Annotated in this window: 26 protein-coding genes and 3 tRNA genes; 6 read left to right on the top strand and 23 right to left on the bottom strand. The window is 35.8% G+C overall.

The genetic code is table 11. The features are described from left to right. Window positions 1-36 precede the first annotated feature (36 nt). The gene (locus PCY12_RS02140; protein WP_001158275.1) at window positions 37-579 is read left to right on the top strand and encodes a TetR/AcrR family transcriptional regulator; all 543 of its coding nucleotides are present in this window, start codon (window positions 37-39) and stop codon (window positions 577-579) included. 40 nt (window positions 580-619) lie between these two features. On the opposite strand, the gene PCY12_RS02135 is transcribed toward PCY12_RS02140, so the two are convergent. The 7 genes from PCY12_RS02135 to rlmH form a co-directional block, all read right to left on the bottom strand. Next, window positions 620-693, bottom strand: a tRNA-Asn gene (locus PCY12_RS02135). 5 nt (window positions 694-698) lie between these two features. Next, window positions 699-770, bottom strand: a tRNA-Glu gene (locus tag PCY12_RS02130). Between the two features lie 51 nt (window positions 771-821). Then, a complete protein-coding gene (gene comE, locus PCY12_RS02125; protein ID WP_000866069.1) occupies window positions 822-1,574 on the bottom strand; it encodes a competence system response regulator transcription factor ComE in 753 nt (250 codons plus the stop codon). Beyond that, window positions 1,571-2,896: a competence system sensor histidine kinase ComD gene (comD, locus tag PCY12_RS02120; protein WP_301351304.1), complete on the bottom strand. Its 1,326-nt coding sequence runs from the start codon at window positions 2,894-2,896 to the stop codon at window positions 1,571-1,573. The genes comE and comD overlap by 4 nt, the downstream gene beginning before the upstream one ends. Window positions 2,897-2,916: 20 nt before the next feature. Further along, complete coding sequence (gene comC, locus PCY12_RS02115) at window positions 2,917-3,042, bottom strand: competence-stimulating peptide ComC (RefSeq protein WP_218757899.1); 126 nt, start codon at window positions 3,040-3,042, stop codon at window positions 2,917-2,919. 163 nt (window positions 3,043-3,205) lie between these two features. Beyond that, window positions 3,206-3,279: transfer RNA gene (locus tag PCY12_RS02110), tRNA-Arg, on the bottom strand. Between the two features lie 43 nt (window positions 3,280-3,322). Further along, window positions 3,323-3,802 carry a 23S rRNA (pseudouridine(1915)-N(3))-methyltransferase RlmH gene (gene rlmH, locus PCY12_RS02105; protein WP_061438537.1) on the bottom strand — a complete coding sequence of 160 codons (480 nt, stop codon included), beginning with the start codon at window positions 3,800-3,802 and terminating at the stop codon, window positions 3,323-3,325. 183 nt (window positions 3,803-3,985) lie between these two features. Between rlmH and PCY12_RS02100 the strand changes: the two genes are divergently transcribed. The 5 genes from PCY12_RS02100 (at window position 3,986) to PCY12_RS02080 (ending at window position 9,111) form a co-directional block, all read left to right on the top strand. Beyond that, entirely contained in the window at window positions 3,986-5,167 is a 1,182-nt protein-coding gene (locus PCY12_RS02100) for a S1C family serine protease (RefSeq protein WP_301351303.1), read from the top strand. Between the two features lie 57 nt (window positions 5,168-5,224). Next, a complete protein-coding gene (locus PCY12_RS02095) occupies window positions 5,225-5,983 on the top strand; it encodes a ParB/RepB/Spo0J family partition protein (protein ID WP_301351301.1) in 759 nt (252 codons plus the stop codon). 212 nt (window positions 5,984-6,195) lie between these two features. After that, entirely contained in the window at window positions 6,196-7,557 is a 1,362-nt protein-coding gene (gene dnaA / locus PCY12_RS02090) for a chromosomal replication initiator protein DnaA (protein ID WP_301351299.1), read from the top strand. A gap of 158 nt (window positions 7,558-7,715) precedes the next feature. Then, window positions 7,716-8,852: a DNA polymerase III subunit beta gene (gene dnaN / locus PCY12_RS02085; protein WP_301351297.1), complete on the top strand. Its 1,137-nt coding sequence runs from the start codon at window positions 7,716-7,718 to the stop codon at window positions 8,850-8,852. 64 nt (window positions 8,853-8,916) lie between these two features. Further along, a complete protein-coding gene (locus tag PCY12_RS02080) occupies window positions 8,917-9,111 on the top strand; it encodes a DUF951 domain-containing protein (RefSeq protein ID WP_000285186.1) in 195 nt (64 codons plus the stop codon). A 412-nt stretch (window positions 9,112-9,523) separates the two neighbouring features. Here PCY12_RS02080 and PCY12_RS02075 read toward each other — a convergent pair whose 3' ends face one another. The 16 genes from PCY12_RS02075 to PCY12_RS02000 all read right to left on the bottom strand — a co-directional run bounded on the left by PCY12_RS02075 (window position 9,524) and on the right by PCY12_RS02000 (window position 18,044). After that, window positions 9,524-9,916, bottom strand: a complete 393-nt coding sequence (locus PCY12_RS02075; RefSeq protein ID WP_000417893.1) for a hypothetical protein — start codon at window positions 9,914-9,916, stop codon at window positions 9,524-9,526. 36 nt (window positions 9,917-9,952) lie between these two features. Next, window positions 9,953-10,771 (bottom strand): hypothetical protein, encoded by an 819-nt coding sequence (locus PCY12_RS02070; RefSeq protein WP_000389424.1) that lies wholly within the window; start codon window positions 10,769-10,771, stop codon window positions 9,953-9,955. After that, window positions 10,771-11,025: a hypothetical protein gene (locus tag PCY12_RS02065; protein ID WP_001006386.1), complete on the bottom strand. Its 255-nt coding sequence runs from the start codon at window positions 11,023-11,025 to the stop codon at window positions 10,771-10,773. Before PCY12_RS02065 ends, PCY12_RS02070 begins: the two co-directional genes overlap by 1 nt. Before the next feature lie 162 nt (window positions 11,026-11,187). Beyond that, the gene (locus tag PCY12_RS02060) at window positions 11,188-11,532 is read right to left on the bottom strand and encodes a hypothetical protein (RefSeq protein ID WP_000174707.1); all 345 of its coding nucleotides are present in this window, start codon (window positions 11,530-11,532) and stop codon (window positions 11,188-11,190) included. A gap of 62 nt (window positions 11,533-11,594) precedes the next feature. After that, the gene (locus PCY12_RS02055) at window positions 11,595-12,179 is read right to left on the bottom strand and encodes a hypothetical protein (protein WP_084889599.1); all 585 of its coding nucleotides are present in this window, start codon (window positions 12,177-12,179) and stop codon (window positions 11,595-11,597) included. 162 nt (window positions 12,180-12,341) lie between these two features. Beyond that, window positions 12,342-12,545, bottom strand: a complete 204-nt coding sequence (locus PCY12_RS02050; RefSeq protein ID WP_301351294.1) for a DUF2292 domain-containing protein — start codon at window positions 12,543-12,545, stop codon at window positions 12,342-12,344. Window positions 12,546-12,660: 115 nt separating this feature from the next. Continuing rightward, window positions 12,661-13,227 (bottom strand): site-specific integrase, encoded by a 567-nt coding sequence (locus PCY12_RS02045; RefSeq protein ID WP_000869410.1) that lies wholly within the window; start codon window positions 13,225-13,227, stop codon window positions 12,661-12,663. A gap of 350 nt (window positions 13,228-13,577) precedes the next feature. Then, window positions 13,578-15,029, bottom strand: coding sequence for a virulence-associated E family protein (locus PCY12_RS02040; RefSeq protein WP_301351293.1), 1,452 nt, complete (start codon window positions 15,027-15,029; stop codon window positions 13,578-13,580). Next, window positions 15,022-15,537 carry a hypothetical protein gene (locus PCY12_RS02035; RefSeq protein WP_125443998.1) on the bottom strand — a complete coding sequence of 172 codons (516 nt, stop codon included), beginning with the start codon at window positions 15,535-15,537 and terminating at the stop codon, window positions 15,022-15,024. Before PCY12_RS02035 ends, PCY12_RS02040 begins: the two co-directional genes overlap by 8 nt. Beyond that, window positions 15,534-15,797, bottom strand: coding sequence for a hypothetical protein (locus PCY12_RS02030; protein WP_301351291.1), 264 nt, complete (start codon window positions 15,795-15,797; stop codon window positions 15,534-15,536). Before PCY12_RS02030 ends, PCY12_RS02035 begins: the two co-directional genes overlap by 4 nt. A 4-nt stretch (window positions 15,798-15,801) precedes the next feature. Then, window positions 15,802-16,008: a hypothetical protein gene (locus PCY12_RS02025; protein WP_301351289.1), complete on the bottom strand. Its 207-nt coding sequence runs from the start codon at window positions 16,006-16,008 to the stop codon at window positions 15,802-15,804. Beyond that, the gene (locus PCY12_RS02020; protein WP_261102808.1) at window positions 16,005-16,436 is read right to left on the bottom strand and encodes a hypothetical protein; all 432 of its coding nucleotides are present in this window, start codon (window positions 16,434-16,436) and stop codon (window positions 16,005-16,007) included. Before PCY12_RS02020 ends, PCY12_RS02025 begins: the two co-directional genes overlap by 4 nt. Window positions 16,437-16,644: 208 nt before the next feature. After that, the gene (locus PCY12_RS02015) at window positions 16,645-16,794 is read right to left on the bottom strand and encodes a hypothetical protein (RefSeq protein ID WP_185756869.1); all 150 of its coding nucleotides are present in this window, start codon (window positions 16,792-16,794) and stop codon (window positions 16,645-16,647) included. A gap of 2 nt (window positions 16,795-16,796) precedes the next feature. After that, window positions 16,797-17,225, bottom strand: a complete 429-nt coding sequence (locus PCY12_RS02010; protein ID WP_000517935.1) for a hypothetical protein — start codon at window positions 17,223-17,225, stop codon at window positions 16,797-16,799. A 154-nt stretch (window positions 17,226-17,379) separates the two neighbouring features. Next, on the bottom strand, window positions 17,380-17,553 hold the full coding sequence (locus PCY12_RS02005) for a hypothetical protein (protein ID WP_000075008.1): 174 nt from the start codon (window positions 17,551-17,553) through the stop codon (window positions 17,380-17,382). Window positions 17,554-17,795: 242 nt separating this feature from the next. Then, window positions 17,796-18,044, bottom strand: a complete 249-nt coding sequence (locus PCY12_RS02000) for a hypothetical protein (RefSeq protein ID WP_301351287.1) — start codon at window positions 18,042-18,044, stop codon at window positions 17,796-17,798. Between the last annotated feature and the right edge of the window lie 7 nt (window positions 18,045-18,051).

Here is an 18,051-nt window from a genome sequence, read left to right as displayed (position 1 = left end):
TAGACATATAGTCTAATTTGTTTACAAGGAGGAAATATGCAAGAAAGTAACAAACGCTTAAAAACAAAGCGAACTATTGAAAATGCTATGGTACAATTACTAATGGAACAACCATTTGATCAAATTTCTACTGTCAAGTTAGCAGAAAAAGCCGGAATTAGTCGTTCCAGCTTCTATACGCACTATAAGGATAAGTATGATATGATTGAGCACTATCAAAGCAAGCTATTCCATACATTTGAATATATTTTTCAAAAACATGCTCATCACAAAAGAGATGCTATTTTAGAAGTATTTGAATATCTAGAGTCAGAACCACTTCTGGCTGCTCTGCTTTCTGAAAACGGGACTAAAGAAATTCAAAATTTCTTACGAAATAAACTTCATATCATGCTCAGCACAGATTTACAAAAGCGATTTATGCAACTGAATCTCAATACCACTGAATTAGAATATAGTAGTATTTATCTAACTCACGCACTTTTTGGTGTCTGCCAAACTTGGATTGCACATGGAAAAAAAGAAAGTCCTCAAGAGATAACAGACTTCCTTATGAAGATGCTTGGTGATACAAATTGATACAAAAAGAGGAACACAGTTGTGTTCCCTTTTATCTATACTCCGCCAGTAGGACTCGAACCTACGACATCATGATTAACAGTCATGCGCTACTACCAACTGAGCTATGGCGGATAAAATAGTCCGTACGGGATTCGAACCCGTGTTACCGCCGTGAAAAGGCGGTGTCTTAACCCCTTGACCAACGGACCTTCTATCTGTAGCAGATATAACCATTATATCAATTTCTTGCTAATTGTCAATCACTTTTGAGATTTTTTCTCTAAAATATCTTTCAATTTTCTAATTTTTAACCTTGAAATAGGACAGCGATGATCTTCATAGAAAACAACTTCTAGATTCTTTCGGTCAATTTCTCTAATATTGCCTATATTTACCAAAAATGACTTATGAGGAGAATAAAATCGTTGGGTATGTTTGTCCTTTTCCTGAATATCTGTCATTGTTCCATAGAACTCTTTTGCAAAATTCTTACCAATAATGCGCAATTTATGAGAGACACCTGTCGTTTCAATATACAAAATATCATGGTAAGGAATTTTTAAATCATTCCCCTTGTAATTGTAGTCGAAATAATCTACAACATCTTCATTTTCAAGCAACATACTCTTCGTGTAGAAGATATTTTGCTCAATTCTCTTCTTGAACATCTCATCATTGATATCCTTATCAACAAAATCTAAGGCTGATACCTGGTATTTATAGGTTAGAGTCGCAAACTCTGATCGACTGGTAATAAAGACGATAATAGCGTAAGGATTGTAATGACGAATGAGCTGAGCCACTTCAAATCCCTTTTTCTCAATTCCATGAATATCGATATCTAGGAAATAAAGCTGATTTACTTCATCGTTTTCAATGTATTCTTCAAATTCACGGACTTTTCCCGTTGTCTTGTATGATATTGGAATATTCGATTCTTTCGAAATTTCATCCAATATTCTCTCTAGTCTCACTTGATGTTCAATAACATCCTCTAAAATTAAAACTTTCATTCAAATTCCCTCTTAAATCTAATAATTTGTCTAAATGTACTGCCTTCCATCTCTGTTTCTAAAATAATATTGTTGTACTTATCTAGCAGTTCTTTCACATTATTTAATCCGACTCCTCGATTTCTTCCCTTAGTAGAGAATCCTAAGGCAAATAGATCTCCTGAAGGAGTCATCGTCATTTTACATGAATTCTGAATCACAATGACTGTTTCAGTTTCCATCTTAATAACTGCTACTTCCATCTGCTTTTTATAGCTATCAGCCGATCCTTCGACAGCATTGTTCAATAAAACGCTCATGATACGAACCAAATCCAATAGTTCAATTGGGAGCTTGGTAATCGTATCTTTTACTTCCAGTGTAAACTCTACACCATTATTTCGAGCATAGACAATAGACTGAGCAACCAAACTTCGTAAAGCTGAATCTTCTATGTTGTTCAAATCAAAGTAAGTGTACTTATCTGAACGCAGTTTGTGATTAGCTTTAACCAAAACTTCATTGTAAACTCTGTCAATTTCTTGTAAATCACCACTGTCAATTGCCATCTGCATACTGACAAGCATTCCAGCATAGTCATGTCGAAAACCACGGATTTCATTATACAGTCCGACAATTTCATCTGTATAATTCTGTAAATGTTTCTGTTCAAATTTCTTCTGCTTCAAAGCAATCTCTTTTTCCATTTGTTCTTTATGCGAATTCATTGCAAAGAAGGTCAAAAGGAGAGAAATAAAGACAATAGATGACAAAATACTTCCAAAACTATTCAAATGTTTAACCGTACTTACCATATCTGAAACGAAAGATGCAGTATGGAGTAGTAGTAAAGCAAAAAATACTTTTTTCAAGAAGGGATAAAGGTAGTCCTTATCAAAATAGTTTAGTTCTAAGTGGAAATAATGAATGATTTTTAAGATAACAACATAGGTCAACACCGTTACAACGAAAAAGAATGGGTCATGATATTGTAAAACAAAATTGTCTCCTGTTATAGAGGAGAAAGTTACGGACAGAAAGTTATGAGTACTCTCATATAAAAGAGCTAGTAGTAAACTTAGGAATAGTCCTCTATCCCTCTCATACTGTTTAATCCATCGAAAATAGGAATATAAGCCCAAAGGAAATAAAAATGTTGCAATCCCTAACCCGTCTAAATATAGAAGATATAAGGGAAAATCAAGTACTATTGCTGTTAGTAATGTATAAGCACCAAAAACGTATAGTTCTCTTCTATTTACTTGACCTTTACAAATTAAATGGTAACTGTAACTAATAATTAAAAAATAAACAATAACTGTCCCAAATCCAAGTAAATTCATTACTCTTTCTCCTTATTTCATTACTGTTTTATTTGGAAAATAAAATCACGGAGTAATCTTGACAGTCTACTTTCCCCACCTTTAATCTTTTGCAAGTCTTTTTCCTTCAAGGCTACAAACTGTTCCAATTTAACTGTATTTTTCATAATAAAATCTCCTCAATGTTTTTTCTTGTAAGCTAACTTACAAAAACTATTATACAAAATGGAATTTCGTTTTATATAAAATTCTCTCAACTGTCATTTTTTTCTCCCCAAGTGTACTTTTTTAAGAAAAAAGCCGGGAAAATTCCCAGCTTTGCTACTATATTGATCCCAGCAGGATTCGAACCTGCGACCGTTCGCTTAGAAGGCGAATGCTCTATCCAGCTGAGCTATGAGACCTAATACAATTATTCTACCAAAAATTCAATTAAAAGTCAATTTTCTATTTATGATAGGGCGAGCCCTGCTGAATCGTAAAAGCGCGATAGATTTGTTCAACAAGAACTAGTCTCATTAACTGATGGGGCAAAGTTAGACGTCCAAAACTAACAGAAAGATTGGCTCTTTTTTTTACATCCTGTGCTAATCCTAGACTCCCTCCAATAATAAAGGTAAGAGTAGAAAATCCTTTTATAGAAGCTTCTTCTAATTGCTTACTAAATTCTTCTGAAGAAAGTGTTTTCCCCTCAATGGCTAACACAATAACGAAATCACGGTCACCAACTTTTGATAAAATTCTCTGACCTTCTATTTCTAAAATCTTTTGATTTTCTGATTCACTGGCCCTATCTGGTGTTTTTTCATCTGCTAGCTCTATCATTTCAAGCTTAGCAAATCGAGAAATTCGTTTTGAATACTCTGCAATACCATCTTTTAAATACTTTTCTTTCAGTTTTCCAACTGTTACAACTTTAATTTTCATGACTCTATTCTAACATATTCTCTATTTTTTCACATCTTATTCACAAAATAAAAGGTTAATTTTCACTTAGAAAATCACAGATTTCCAAAAGTTATCCACAATCTGTGAAAAACTTTTGTGTTTAAGTTATAATTAAGCTAGTCAGTTTATACTTTCAGTAATTTCAAACATATGGAGGCAAATATGAAACATCTAAAAACATTTTACAAAAAATGGTTTCAATTATTAGTCGTTATCGTCATTAGCTTTATTAGTGGAGCCTTGGGTAGCTTTTCAATAAACCAACTAACTCAAAAAAGTACTGTAAGTACCTCTAACAACAATAGTACTATTACACAGACTGCCTATAAGAACGAAAATTCAACAACTCAGGCTGTTAACAAAGTAAAAGATGCTGTTGTTTCTGTTATTACTTATTCGGCAAACAGACAAAATAGCGTATTTGGTAATGATGATACTGATACAGATTCTCAGCAAATCTCTAGTGAAGGATCTGGGGTTATTTATAAAAAGAATGACAAAGAAGCTTACATTGTCACCAACAATCACGTTATAAATGGCGCTAGCAAAGTAGATATTCGATTGTCAGATGGGACTAAAGTACCTGGAGAAATTGTCGGAGCGGACACTTTCTCTGATATTGCTGTCGTCAAAATCTCTTCAGAAAAAGTGACAACAGTAGCTGAGTTTGGTGATTCTAGCAAGTTAACCGTAGGAGAAACTGCTATTGCCATTGGTAGCCCGTTAGGTTCTGAATATGCAAATACTGTCACTCAAGGTATCGTATCTAGTCTTAATCGAAATGTATCTTTAAAATCTGAAGATGGACAAGCCATTTCTACAAAAGCCATCCAAACTGATACTGCTATTAACCCAGGTAACTCTGGCGGTCCACTGATCAATATTCAAGGACAGGTTATCGGAATTACCTCAAGTAAAATTGCCACAAATGGAGGCACATCTGTAGAAGGCCTTGGTTTCGCAATCCCTGCAAATGATGCTATCAATATTATTGAACAGTTAGAAAAGAACGGAAAAGTAACACGCCCAGCTTTGGGAATCCAGATGGTTAATTTATCTAATATAAGTACAAGCGACATCAGAAGACTGAATATTCCAAGTAATGTTACATCTGGTGTAGTTGTTCGTTCTGTACAAAGTAATATGCCTGCCAATGGTCACCTCGAAAAATACGATGTGATTACAAAAGTAGATGACAAAGAGATTGCTTCATCAACAGACTTACAAAGTGCTCTTTACAATCATTCCATTGGAGACACCATTAAAATAACTTACTATCGTAACGGTAAAGAAGAAACTACATCCATCAAGCTTGACAAGAGTTCAGGTGATTTAGAATCTTAATTGACATCTATGTAAAGAAAGCTTTACATAAGAGAAAAGATGTGTTAGTGTAGAATCATGGAAAAATTTGAAATGATTTCTATCACGGATATACAAAAAAATCCCTATCAACCCCGAAAAGAATTTGATAAAGAAAAACTAGATGAACTAGCACAGTCTATTAAAGAAAATGGGGTCATTCAACCGATTATTGTTCGTCAATCTCCTGTTATTGGTTATGAAATCCTTGCAGGAGAAAGACGCTATCGGGCTTCACTTTTAGCTGGTCTAAGGTCTATCCCAGCTGTTGTTAAACAGCTTTCAGACCAAGAGATGATGGTCCAGTCCATTATTGAAAATTTACAGAGAGAAAATTTAAATCCTATAGAAGAAGCACGCGCCTATGAATCTCTCGTAGAGAAAGGATTCACCCATGCTGAAATTGCAGATAAAATGGGAAAGTCTCGTCCATATATCAGCAACTCCATTCGTTTGCTTTCCTTGCCAGATGCTATCCTCTCAGAAGTAGAAAATGGCAAACTATCACAAGCTCATGCGCGTTCTCTAGTTGGGTTGAATAAGGAACAACAAGACTATTTCTTTCAACGAATTATAGAAGAAGATATTTCTGTAAGGAAGTTAGAAGCTCTTCTGACAGAGAAAAAACAAAAGAAACTGCAAAAAAATGATCATTTCATACAAAATGAAGAAGAACAGTTAAAAAAACTACTCGGATTAGATGTAGAAATCAAACTGTCTAAAAAAGACAATGGAAAAATCATTATTTCTTTTTCAAATCAAGAAGAATACAGTAGAATTATCAACAGCCTGAAATAAGGCTGTTCTTTTATTTTTTTATCTCACAAGGTTATCCACTATTTTTTTCGATAAAAAGCTTAATAAATCAATAGTTTCTGACTTTATCCCCAACCTGTGGATAAAAGATGATAACATTGTGGATTATTTTTCACAGCTTGTGGAAAATTCTTGCTATATATGGTAAAATATCTCTAGTATTAAACTTTTAAATAGTAAAGGAGGAGAAAGGATTGAAAGAAAAACAATTTTGGAATCGTATCTTAGAATTTGCTCAAGAAAGACTGACTCGATCCATGTATGATTTCTATGCTATTCAAGCTGAACTCATCAAGGTAGAGGAAAATGTTGCCACTATATTTTTACCACGATCTGAAATGGAAATGGTCTGGGAAAAACAACTAAAAGATATTATTGTAGTTGCTGGATTTGAAATTTATGATGCTGAGATTACTCCTCACTATATTTTCACTAAACCTCAAGATACGGCTATCTCACAAGTTGAAGAAGCTACAAATTCAACTCTTTATGACTATAGTCCAAAGTTAGCATCTATTCCTTATTCGGATACGGGATTAAAAGAAAAGTATACCTTTGATAATTTTATTCAAGGGGATGGAAATGTTTGGGCAGTATCAGCCGCTTTGGCTGTCTCTGAAGATTTGGCTCTGACCTATAATCCTCTTTTTATCTATGGAGGACCTGGGCTTGGTAAGACTCACCTGTTAAACGCTATTGGAAATGAAATTCTAAAAAATATTCCAAATGCGCGTGTTAAATATATTCCTGCCGAAAGCTTTATCAATGACTTTCTTGATCACCTAAGACTTGGGGAAATGGAAAAGTTTAAAAAGACCTATCGTAGTCTTGATCTTTTGTTAATCGATGATATCCAGTCACTCAGCGGAAAAAAAGTCGCAACTCAGGAAGAATTTTTCAATACCTTTAACGCCCTTCATGACAAGCAAAAACAGATTGTCCTAACCAGTGATAGAAGTCCAAAGCATTTAGAAGGACTCGAAGAAAGACTTGTAACGCGCTTTAGTTGGGGGTTGACCCAAACTATCACACCCCCTGACTTTGAAACACGTATTGCCATTTTACAAAGTAAAACGGAACATTTAGGCTACAATTTCCAAAGTGATACTCTAGAATACCTAGCTGGGCAATTTGATTCAAATGTTCGAGATCTTGAGGGAGCCATCAACGACATCACTTTAATTGCCAAAGTAAAAAAAATCAAGGATATCACTATTGATATTGCTGCAGAAGCTATTAGAGCTCGCAAACAAGATGTTAGCCAAATGCTCGTCATCCCAATTGACAAAATCCAAAATGAAGTTGGTAACTTCTATGGAGTTAGTGTCAAAGAAATGAAGGGAAGCAGACGCCTTCAAAATATTGTTTTAGCCCGTCAAGTGGCTATGTATTTATCTAGAGAACTAACAGATAATAGTCTTCCAAAAATTGGGAAGGAATTTGGAGGAAAAGATCATACAACAGTCATTCATGCCCATGCAAAAATTAAATCTTTGATTGATGAAGACGATAATTTACGCTTAGAAATTGAATCAATCAAAAAGAAAATCAAATAACTTGTGGATAACTTTTACTTTATTATCTTTTTTATCCACATTTTTTAAACAAGCCAAAAAACTTGGTATGCCTTACTTTTAGTCTGTTTTCCACAGATTTCACAGACTCTATTATTACTATTATCCTTCTAATACTAAAAATAAATAAAGGAGAATCCATGATTCATTTTTCAATTAATAAAAATTTATTTATACAAGCATTAAATATTACTAAGAGAGCTATTAGTTCTAAAAATGCCATTCCTATTTTATCAACTGTCAAAATTGACGTGACCAACGAAGGTGTTACTTTAATTGGTTCAAATGGTCAAATTTCAATTGAAAATTTTATTTCTCAAAAAAATGAAGATGCTGGTTTGTTAATTACTTCTTTAGGTTCGATCCTTCTTGAAGCTTCTTTCTTTATCAATGTGGTATCTAGTCTACCTGATGTGACTCTTGATTTTAAAGAAATTGAACAAAATCAAATTGTTTTAACCAGCGGCAAATCAGAAATTACCCTAAAAGGAAAAGATAGCGAACAATATCCACGAATCCAAGAAATTTCAGCAAGCACTCCTTTGGTTCTTGAAACAAAATTACTCAAGAAAATTATCAATGAAACAGCTTTTGCTGCAAGTACACAAGAGAGTCGTCCAATTTTGACAGGTGTTCATTTTGTATTGAGTCAACACAAAGAGTTAAAAACAGTTGCAACAGACTCTCATCGTCTAAGCCAGAAAAAATTAACTCTTGAGAAAAATAGTGATGATTTTGATGTCGTGATTCCGAGCCGTTCTCTACGCGAATTTTCAGCGGTATTTACAGATGATATCGAAACTGTAGAGATTTTCTTTGCCAATAACCAAATCCTCTTTAGAAGCGAAAATATTAGCTTCTATACTCGTCTCCTAGAAGGAAACTATCCTGATACAGATCGCTTGATTCCAACAGACTTTAACACTACTATTACTTTTGATGTGGTAAACTTACGCCAGTCAATGGAGCGTGCTCGTCTTTTATCAAGTGCGACTCAAAATGGTACTGTAAAACTTGAAATTAAAGATGGGATTGTTAGCGCCCATGTTCATTCTCCAGAAGTTGGTAAAGTAAACGAAGAAATCGATAATGATCAGGTGACTGGTGAAGATTTGACTATTAGTTTCAACCCAACTTACTTGATTGATTCTCTTAAAGCTTTAAATAGCGAAAAGGTGACCATTAGCTTTATCTCAGCTGTTCGTCCATTTACTCTTGTGCCAGCAGACACTGATGAGGACTTCATGCAGCTCATTACACCAGTTCGTACAAATTAAGTGAAAGAGGTTGAGCCTAGCTCGCCTCTTTTATGATATAATCGAAAAAGAAAAGGAGAGTAGTATGTATCAAGTTGGAAATTTTGTTGAAATGAAAAAACCACATGCTTGCACCATCAAGTCAACAGGTAAAAAGGCCAATCGTTGGGAAATTACACGTGTAGGAGCAGATATCAAAATTAAATGTAGCAATTGTGACCATGTTGTCATGATGGGGCGCTATGATTTTGATCGAAAAATGAATAAAATTATTGACTGAGACCCCTTAGTTAGAGGGTTAGCAAGTTTTCCCTTTTTGAGTTATTCCGCTACCGCTTGATTTTTATATTTCATTAGTAAGTAAAGGCCTTGATATTCCTGATTTTCTTTAAAATCATATTTCCTTATATTTTCTTTAAATTCTTTAAAAGTTCCTAAAAATGTTCACAAAAAAAGCCCCACAAAGGAGCCACTACACTAACTATATGATGAGTTCAGCAGGCAAGAAACTAGCACGGTCAAACGTGCTTTTTTTATTACCTATCACCATTATACCATATATCACTAACCTATATATTCAGAAATCTAAAATCCCCTAGATTCATTTCTAAGGGTTTCTAGTTGATTCATGGAGTTCTATATGATGAAGCCCTAAAACGGGGCGTCCTAGACTCCAGTTATTCAGCTGATGGCTACTTATATGCTTCTAGTTCTCCGTTCTGGTGGATTCTAGCAAAGTTTAAGACAGCTATCTGTTTGTATCTATGATAATTAGTGGATTTTGTCCCAGCAATTTCTAAACATTCACTTACCGTTTTCTTCCTCATGTAACAATAATGGATAATAAAGTATTTTCTGGCTCGCTTGTTCTCTATCTTATTGATATCATGGACAAATGTTTCTAGACTCTCTCTGATTGCCTTTTCATGCTTACTAGTCAAATTCCACTGATCAGGTAGGACAAGTTTCCAAGCCTCTTCATCTATTGTAACTTGGTTTTCACTTCCTGCCATCCTCTGGAATCTCAGAAAGTAAGTCATCCGCTTTCTGACGTTCATCATCGTTTTAAACTTATCCAGCTCCATTTTTAACGACAACCTTTCTACTCCTGTAACTTATGCCTAGCTTAATCTTCTTCTAGGATTCCCAAACTTAGCAATTCTTTCATCTCGTTTTCTTTTACGTTCTTCAGCAGACTCTATACCTATCTGTTTTCGACGCTCCACATCTTCTTGATTGATATTACTCCATTTTCTGGTATGTACATTCTGCCGTCTACCATCTTGCGGATAATATTCAACGGTACACCTACAATTACTATGACGTCTATAAATATCATGGGGAACTGAAGGATATTTATAACTGCCTTCCAGTTCTTGGCACCACTTACAACACTTTCCAGCCGTTCGTCTAGTGATTTTAGGGCTAAGTCCTGCTTTATACTGAAATACCACGTTTTTTTGAATCGTATCATCTACAATACTTTGGGTAAAATTAACGATCGTTTCACCCACCAACCATTTTACAGCCCCAAAATCATCTTCACTAGCTAAACGATTGACTAAGCCATCAATCCTATCTTGATTCAACTCAGGAACTTGAGCAGGAATGCGAAGGTTAGCCCTAAGGTTTAAATCTTCTTGAACTTTTTCAGTATAATCACTTACAAGGTCATAGTTTCGACCTAAAACATCTTCCAGCAATCGTTTAGCGATATTATAGTACATCTTGCCATCTGGTAGGCTTTCATTACTTAAGTAAGTTCCTAAAACCTTTGAGAGTATTTCACCAATTTCTATAGCATATTGATTGGCGTCCAGATAATTAGCTTTATTCTCTTCTAACTTTTCTAGTAACTCTTCCAGAATCTCACTATCAAGCCTAGCTTTTTCAAATTCGGCCTTAATTTTCTGGAGTAGACTAGGAAATATATCTTCCATTACTTTTCACCTCCTTTGAGTAAACTGCCTTTTGCATTTTGACGCTCTTTCTGCCGTCTATAGTATCGTTTCTTTTGGGTCAATATCTTGTCTTTTTTCTTTTGGTAACGCTCTGCGTCTTTCTTTTTATTACATAGCTTACAAACTTTTGAGAAACCTTTCTTGTCCGAATGCTTCCTATAAAAGTTTTCGCTAGATAATTCTTTAGTCTCATGACACTTGGAGCATTTTCTAGTTAAAGTGGTTTCATTCAATCCTATTTACTCCTTTTTGTCTTTCTCGCTCGCGAGAAAATATGTACAGTGATGGCGTGAAGTCCTGAAGCTCCGAGGGGGAGGGGGATATCCCCCCATCTTCTCCCTGGTTGCTCCAGCCTCTTTCACAAAAAATATTTTCTAATTACTTTTATAGAATCTTTAAGATAAACCTTTCAGCATTTCGCTCATCGCTTTGTTGAGTTTTTTCTGGTGTTCATCAGGCATTGATAGGCGCTGACTAACTTCTCTATCAACCTCTTTGCGTTTTTCTTCCGTCAAGCGTTCAATCTCTTGCTGGTGCTTTCTTTCCTTCTTTTCTTTTAATAGTTCACCAGAACGATCTATGATAGCTTGCCACTTGGCGTCTCTTGCTAAACATTCTTGTCTATGTCGCTCCATCGCGTCAACTGCTTGTCTAGTTTTCTCTTCATAAATCTCAGCAGACTTTTCCGCTAAATACTTCCCGTATTCGTTTAAATCAAACTTACCAGTAGGTAGGGTCATTCTATATACCTCATCTTTCTATTTTTTAGTAGGGGGATAGCTGAAGGGGGGAGGGGGCTTTTTTAACTTTGCCCCTTTTTGAAATTCTCAGCCATTTCTTTCAAACTATACTGATATCCGTATAGGGCGTTTCTTGGTGTATAAGATAAACCTGAAAAGAAATCACTTAAAATCCAGCCGTTCTTAGCTTTTTTATAATCTTCATTATTTTTAGAGATATCCTTTTCAAGTTTTTTAAGAACCTCGTTTACACGTTCCCTTGCCTTAATAGCATTATCTCCAAGTGTTATAATTTCCATTAGTTTGGCAACTGCTGGAGTGAAGAAAGTATCCTGCTCTTCATCGGCTAATCTAAAGATATCTGCAATCAACGCATGATATTCTTCATAGGTAACTAATGGATCTCTAGTTAATTCTTTCAAACGTCCCTCATGAAATTCTTTTGTACGTTCTGCTGTCCATAGGTCGCCTTTTGCTTCAACGTATTTTTCAGAGTTGATTTCTTTTTGAGCCTGTACCAGCTTAGCTTGAGCGTCTGAAATAGCTTGGTTTGCTTTAACCAGTTCCGCCTCAGTCATCTCAATAGCTTTCTTATTCTGTTCAATCAGTTTATCAATTTTAGTTTCAATAGTTTGTAATGTTTCCATGTTCTTTTATTCCTCATTTCTTTTGATTCTTTTGATCGTGCTTATTGGTTTCAACTCTCTACTGGGTCTTTATTCCTCATTACTTCCTCTTTCTCAAAACAAAAAGAGACGCAACAAAAAAGCTACTTAGCTTTAATGTTACGCCTCTAGTTGTCTAGTCAGCTATCTTTCTTTAATTGTTGTTTCAATCTGGACAATGTTGCCATCTTGACTAGTAAATACCACGCTACCAAAGTCTGGTATTTTCTTCATCTCTATTATACCATTTTTGTTAAAGATAATAAAGTTATCCTGTAGAAATGGAGTGTAATCTTTGCTTTGATTCATCTGTTTTTCCTCTCTTTTTTGGTGCCATATATTTAACATATCTTCTATTTTGTGACTTTCGAGCACTTTTTAGAATCCCTTTTATATCAAGGGGATAGGCCTCTTTTCTGTTTTTGAATTTACATTTTCTCATTATGTAAAATAGAACGGCTATTTAGTAGTCAAATGTTAGTATACTCTGGTCTAGTTCGTCTTGAGTATAGCCAATATATCCAAGTGTAATCTCTGGTGTTGAATGGTTAAATATTCTTTGTAGAATACCTACATCACCATTCTTTTTGTAATGATGATAGCCAAATGTCTTTCTCATTGAGTGGGTTCCTATATTTTCAATCCCACATTTATTCCCAGCTTCTTTTAAAATTTTATACACTTGAGTTCTTGAAATATGACAAATTTTTACCCCCTTGCCATTCTCTCTTTTTCTGCTCGGAAATAAAAAATCATATTCTTTAAGTTGTTTATTCTCAATGTATTGATTTAAAGCATTTCTTAATTGTTGATTAATTGGAAAACGTCTTATTTTGCCTGTTTTTTTCTCCCTTATTTCAATTTTGTCTTCTATGATTTGTTTGACTTTAATTGGAATAATATCACTAACTCGTAAACCTGTATAAATTCCAAATAGGAATAATACGTAATCTCGTTCATTCTTCCTTCTCAAAAAATCCTTAATTCTTTCAATGTCATCAGTATCTCTAATAGGTTCAACTACTTTCATTTCTAAACCTCTCTTAAAAAATTCTTAGAGTTCATAAAAAAGTGTAGTCATTTTGGGATATCTAGTGACTACGCTATCCGCCTTACAGTCACAAGGCTTTTCGCCATGCGTAGTCATGTAGTCACCTTGCTCCCAAAAAAATAAACAATAAACGCCTTTTATCTCTTATCTTCATATACTCTTTAATAAATAGAAAATAACTACATTTTTATATAAAAGTCAATAGTACCAAAGGGTTAGGGGTGTAGTCAGTAAAATAGTAAAAACAACACTTTTTTCTAACCCCTTATGTATCAAGGGTTTTCTTCCTATTTAAAATGTAGTCACTTTTTAAAAATAAACTACACTGACTACATTTTTTTAACGTAAGCTGGTTTAATACTTCTACCAAATCTTGTTGATCGCCTATGTTCCCAGCCGTCTCGGTTTTGCATATACTTTTTAACCTTAGCCTTATCCTTTGGCGGTACTTTGTCAGTCAAATACACCTCTTGAAAAAATAGGTTAATGGTCATCTTGTCCCTATCTACCAGTTCGCCATAGGTGTCTGTGTCAAGTTCAACTGTTCCACCCCTGTTATTTCTATAGTATCCCTCGTTCATCATGTCATAGATATAATAGTATCGCATTCTGTCGGTCATCGGGAACTGATACATTCTTTTTGGGTAAGGAGTGCCTAAATAGCGCTCCAAATCCTCAAGGGTTTCATCTACAAACTTGTAACGACTTCTAACCTCGTTTACTAGCTTTTCTTGCTCGTCTGTCAGGTTCAGCACTTGGTTAGCTCTCCAAGCCATCACCATAGCACCCCAAAAGCCTCTGCGGTCTTTTTCTGTCCACTTCCTTCCCTTATAGTTGGTGTCCTTGTGGACTTCTGCAACCAGAAAGCGCCTTTCTCCTGTCAAGTCGTTCAAATAATCATGGTCATTAGTTGCCCTCACAATAATAAAACTCTTAGGCAATCGCCTGTCACTTGAAGCGTAAGGCGGTCTAAACTCTAGCTTGGTTTCCGTGATGAATTTCTTCAATTCTGAAAAACTAGCCTTTTTACTAGCCACCATCTCATCGTCAAATACACACCAGTTTCTGACCATTCTAGCCTTGTCGTCTTTGTCTGTGAAGGTCTCAACGGTTGTAAAATACTTGTGAGTAAAAAGCCCCTCAAAAAATTGAGTCTTTCCTACTCCCTGCCTTCCAGTCAAATCCAGTACAAAGTCAAACTTAACAGTAGGGTCAAACACCTTGGCAACCGCTCCACGGAAAAACAAGTCCATGATAATACGGTTATATTCATCATCCTTGATATTGAGATAATGCCTTAAAATATCAAAAGGATCACGCTGATTCACTAACTCTTTATACTCGTTTTCGCATGATTCCAGATAGTCTTTTAAGGGGTTGTAGCTATGCTCTCCAGCCACCACTTCTAAGATATCCGCTATGTCCGACTTTTTATAATCCATCTTGTACTTAGTAGCAATATAAGCCCTAATCTCTCTGATAATCAGGTCATCGATTGTTCCGCTCAAGGTTCTACCATTTAACTTAATGGACTTGGTAACGTCAATTTCATATGTAAAAGTGTTGTACTGTATCGCCCCTTTTAGTTTACTATCCCCACTCAAAATCTTCTTGAGATTGTCCAAGGTTATGGCGAAGCCTTTTCCTTTGGTTTTAGGCGTAAGATTCAGGCTATTGTTTTCCTCATTGGTCTCCCTTGCTTGGGTCAAGTCCACCACTTCAGGCGGTGCTTGTTTCTGATTTTCTTCAATGATTTTATTTACAATTTCTTCACTATTCAAAAGCCACCTCCTTATAGAATTTTGTCGCTATTTCTAGGAAATAGCTGGCTAGGTCTTTGCGTTTGACGATTGCTGAAAACAAATCTACCAGCTGACTAAAACTGTAGCCATTCACAAATAGCAAGCGGACAAAAAGTGAAGTCTCATACCTGGTATAAATGCCATTACAAATCAGATCAAAAACCCAGCCTTTTAACTCCACTCCAAGCCCCTGTCGTTGCTCGGTCAATTTGTTTACCTCTAATTCTTTCAGGATCGTCAGCAGGTCAGGACTGGCCAAAACTATCTTCAAGTCTCTAATTAATTTCCAGCCCTCTACTTCCTCTTTTTTGTCTTTTACAGCCACATACAAACCTTTATAGTGGAAATCCGTCAGCGCCTCGCCTATCGGTTCAAAGTAGATGAATTTGAAGTGTTCCCCATTCTTCCAAGCTTGGGTAGGGGTAGACTTGAGAAAGCCAAACAAGGCCAATTTGTCACTAGACAAGGTTAACTCTATCACTCTCATTCTCCCACCCCCATAAACTTACGGATCTCGTCCACTTTATAATAAACTTTTCTGCTATCGTCTCCTGGAGGCTGATAACGCTTCAAGCCCATTCTTTCCCATTTTTGTAAGGTCAGGTATTTTATATCTAACTCTTCCTGTACTCGTTTTGCGGAAATCAGTCCAATGATTCGGGGAGGTATTTTCTCACGACTTTTTAGGTAACGTTCTAAGGCTTCTAATATTTTTATTTGAATTTCTTCAATCATCCTTTCAAACATATCATCACCTCCACGGCTTAATGCCTGCAAGTTGGATATATCTCCCATAGTCAGGGCTTAAACTTTCACTCGGTCTTTCTCCTAGTTTCCTGTTTTCTCGCTCCAGTTGAGCGCTTTTTTTGCGGTCTCGGTGGTTTAAGTAAATGAGAAAGACAATCAAAATCACGGTAAAAATAAGCGCCTGTGTATTGCTTAAATCTAGTTCATTCATTTTAAAAGCCCTCTTTTTTGTAAATCAGAAACAACTAAACTTCGTAAATACGTCCAAGTTGAAGCAGTCTCATGAGTAATATCATTACTTAACTTGTTTTCGTTTATTACTTGATTTAAGTAATTGAATAGTAACCAGTCAGGTTTTTTATTGTACATTTCTGCACACTCATCGTCATATTTTTTTAATTCTCCCAGTAAGTTCTCAACATTCTTATTATAAAATTCTTCATGACTCGCTTCCTGCATCTTGTACGCTTCAGATAATTTATAAAAACTTAGCCATAGATCAGTAATTACTGAATTACAATCTTCGACAATTTCCATAGCGCCAATATGATTCTTAGAATTATGCCACTCTGATAAAATATCTAGCTTTTCCTCTACAAGTACCAACTCTTTTTCAAATTCTTTAAAATAATCATTCATATTTTTACCTTTTTCTTTTGGTTTGCCTGTTTCCTATACACGATTACCACCACTCCAAACGCTGGGCGATTGCCCCTAGTTGGCGGACGCATGTAGTGATGTTTCGTGGGTAATCACCCACATTTTTGCTAAACAAGTGCTTATAGTCGCCGTGTCAGCACTCGTTTTTCAAAACCTTTTCTAATTGCTTGCCTGCACTTCGGTTTTCTTAGTTTTTCTTCGTTTCGTTTTCGATTTGATCGCCTAATCTTTTCCAGGCTCTATCAAATTCATCACGTTGGATTTCTTTGCTATGTAATTGCCTTGCTAACTCCATGCCTCTATGCATGAATCTAGCGAAGTGTGTTTTTGCTTCCATCCCTAACCCTCCATCATGTCATAAAGTAGGGCGTAGTGCTTATCTGGGATTCTGTCCAAGGCCTTCAAGCCGTCGTGTTCTGCTTTTTGTCTGGTTTCCGCCTTGACTGTGCTATCAAAGGCGATAGAAAAGGCGTTTAGCATTGCCTTATAGCGGTCTACGCTCTTCAAATAGCGCCCACGGTCTGACAATTCCTTGTCTTCCAGTTCCTCTTTTACCGAATCGTCCAAGAGTGCGAACTTGGAGTACACCCCTTTTTCCACTTCAAATCCTAGACGCTTGTTTTGTCTCAGATTGTAAAGGTTGACCCTGCAACTCTCCAAGTTGCGGTAACCTAATACTCCAGCAATTTCTTCTAAATTTTTGCCCTCTAATTCGGACAATTTTTCAGCAATATCCTTGAATTTTACTGCTTGATGTTGTTTTCCCATTGTATACCTCATTTTTTGGGTACGCAAAAAGCGCACTCTATTTCTGTGTTTGACAAATAAGAGTACGCATGATAAGATATTTACGTACCTCATTCGTGGGGGCTGAGTCTGTTACGTTATCGCTTTGGTCGGTTGAGAACGTAGCAGGCTTCTTTTATTTTTGTGACTTTAAAAGTTGAATGCCTTTAACTATCGTGTCAGCTTTAGAAATATTCAAACTGTCAGCGACTTCTTGAATTTCGTTGTATTCGTCTGCTGTCAGTCTAACCTCTAATCGTTTATCACGCTTAGCATTCCCCTTTATAGGTCTTCCTGTTCTTGGGCTCATTATATCACTCCTTTACTTTCGCCCGTGCTTTTATTATATACTTATGCACGGTATAATGTCAACCCCTAAACCGAAAAAAATTTAAAATCTTCCCAGCGTACCTTATTTTATTTTCAATGTACTAGCGGAAACCGCTATATTATGCTATAATCAAGGTATAGAAAAAATTTCTATATCCTTAATCTTGTCGCTTGCTTCGTTCGCCAAACTCTCCGCAAGTGACTTTTTTTTGTTGACTTTTTTCATGCTTTCTTCCCTGTCTGGGGGCTATAAAGCAAGTCTTTACTTTCGATAAGATCCAGAATCCAGCTGAATCCCTGCTCCATCGTTTCAAGAAATGCACCCAGGTCTTCACTGTCTAAGTTCTCGTAGTTCATACAAAGATATTCGGCTAGTTGTCTGTCTTTCTCAACTAGCTTTTTAAAATCCTTAAAATACTTGGGAATTTCTAACCCCTTGGCATTTGTAACTGTCTTAAAATCATTTTCCATTTTCTAT

It is taken from the genome of Streptococcus sp. SPS1 (assembly GCF_030439915.1).
Classification (GTDB): Bacteria; Bacillota; Bacilli; order Lactobacillales; family Streptococcaceae; genus Streptococcus.
This window is presented reverse-complemented; position numbering and strand designations above follow the sequence as displayed.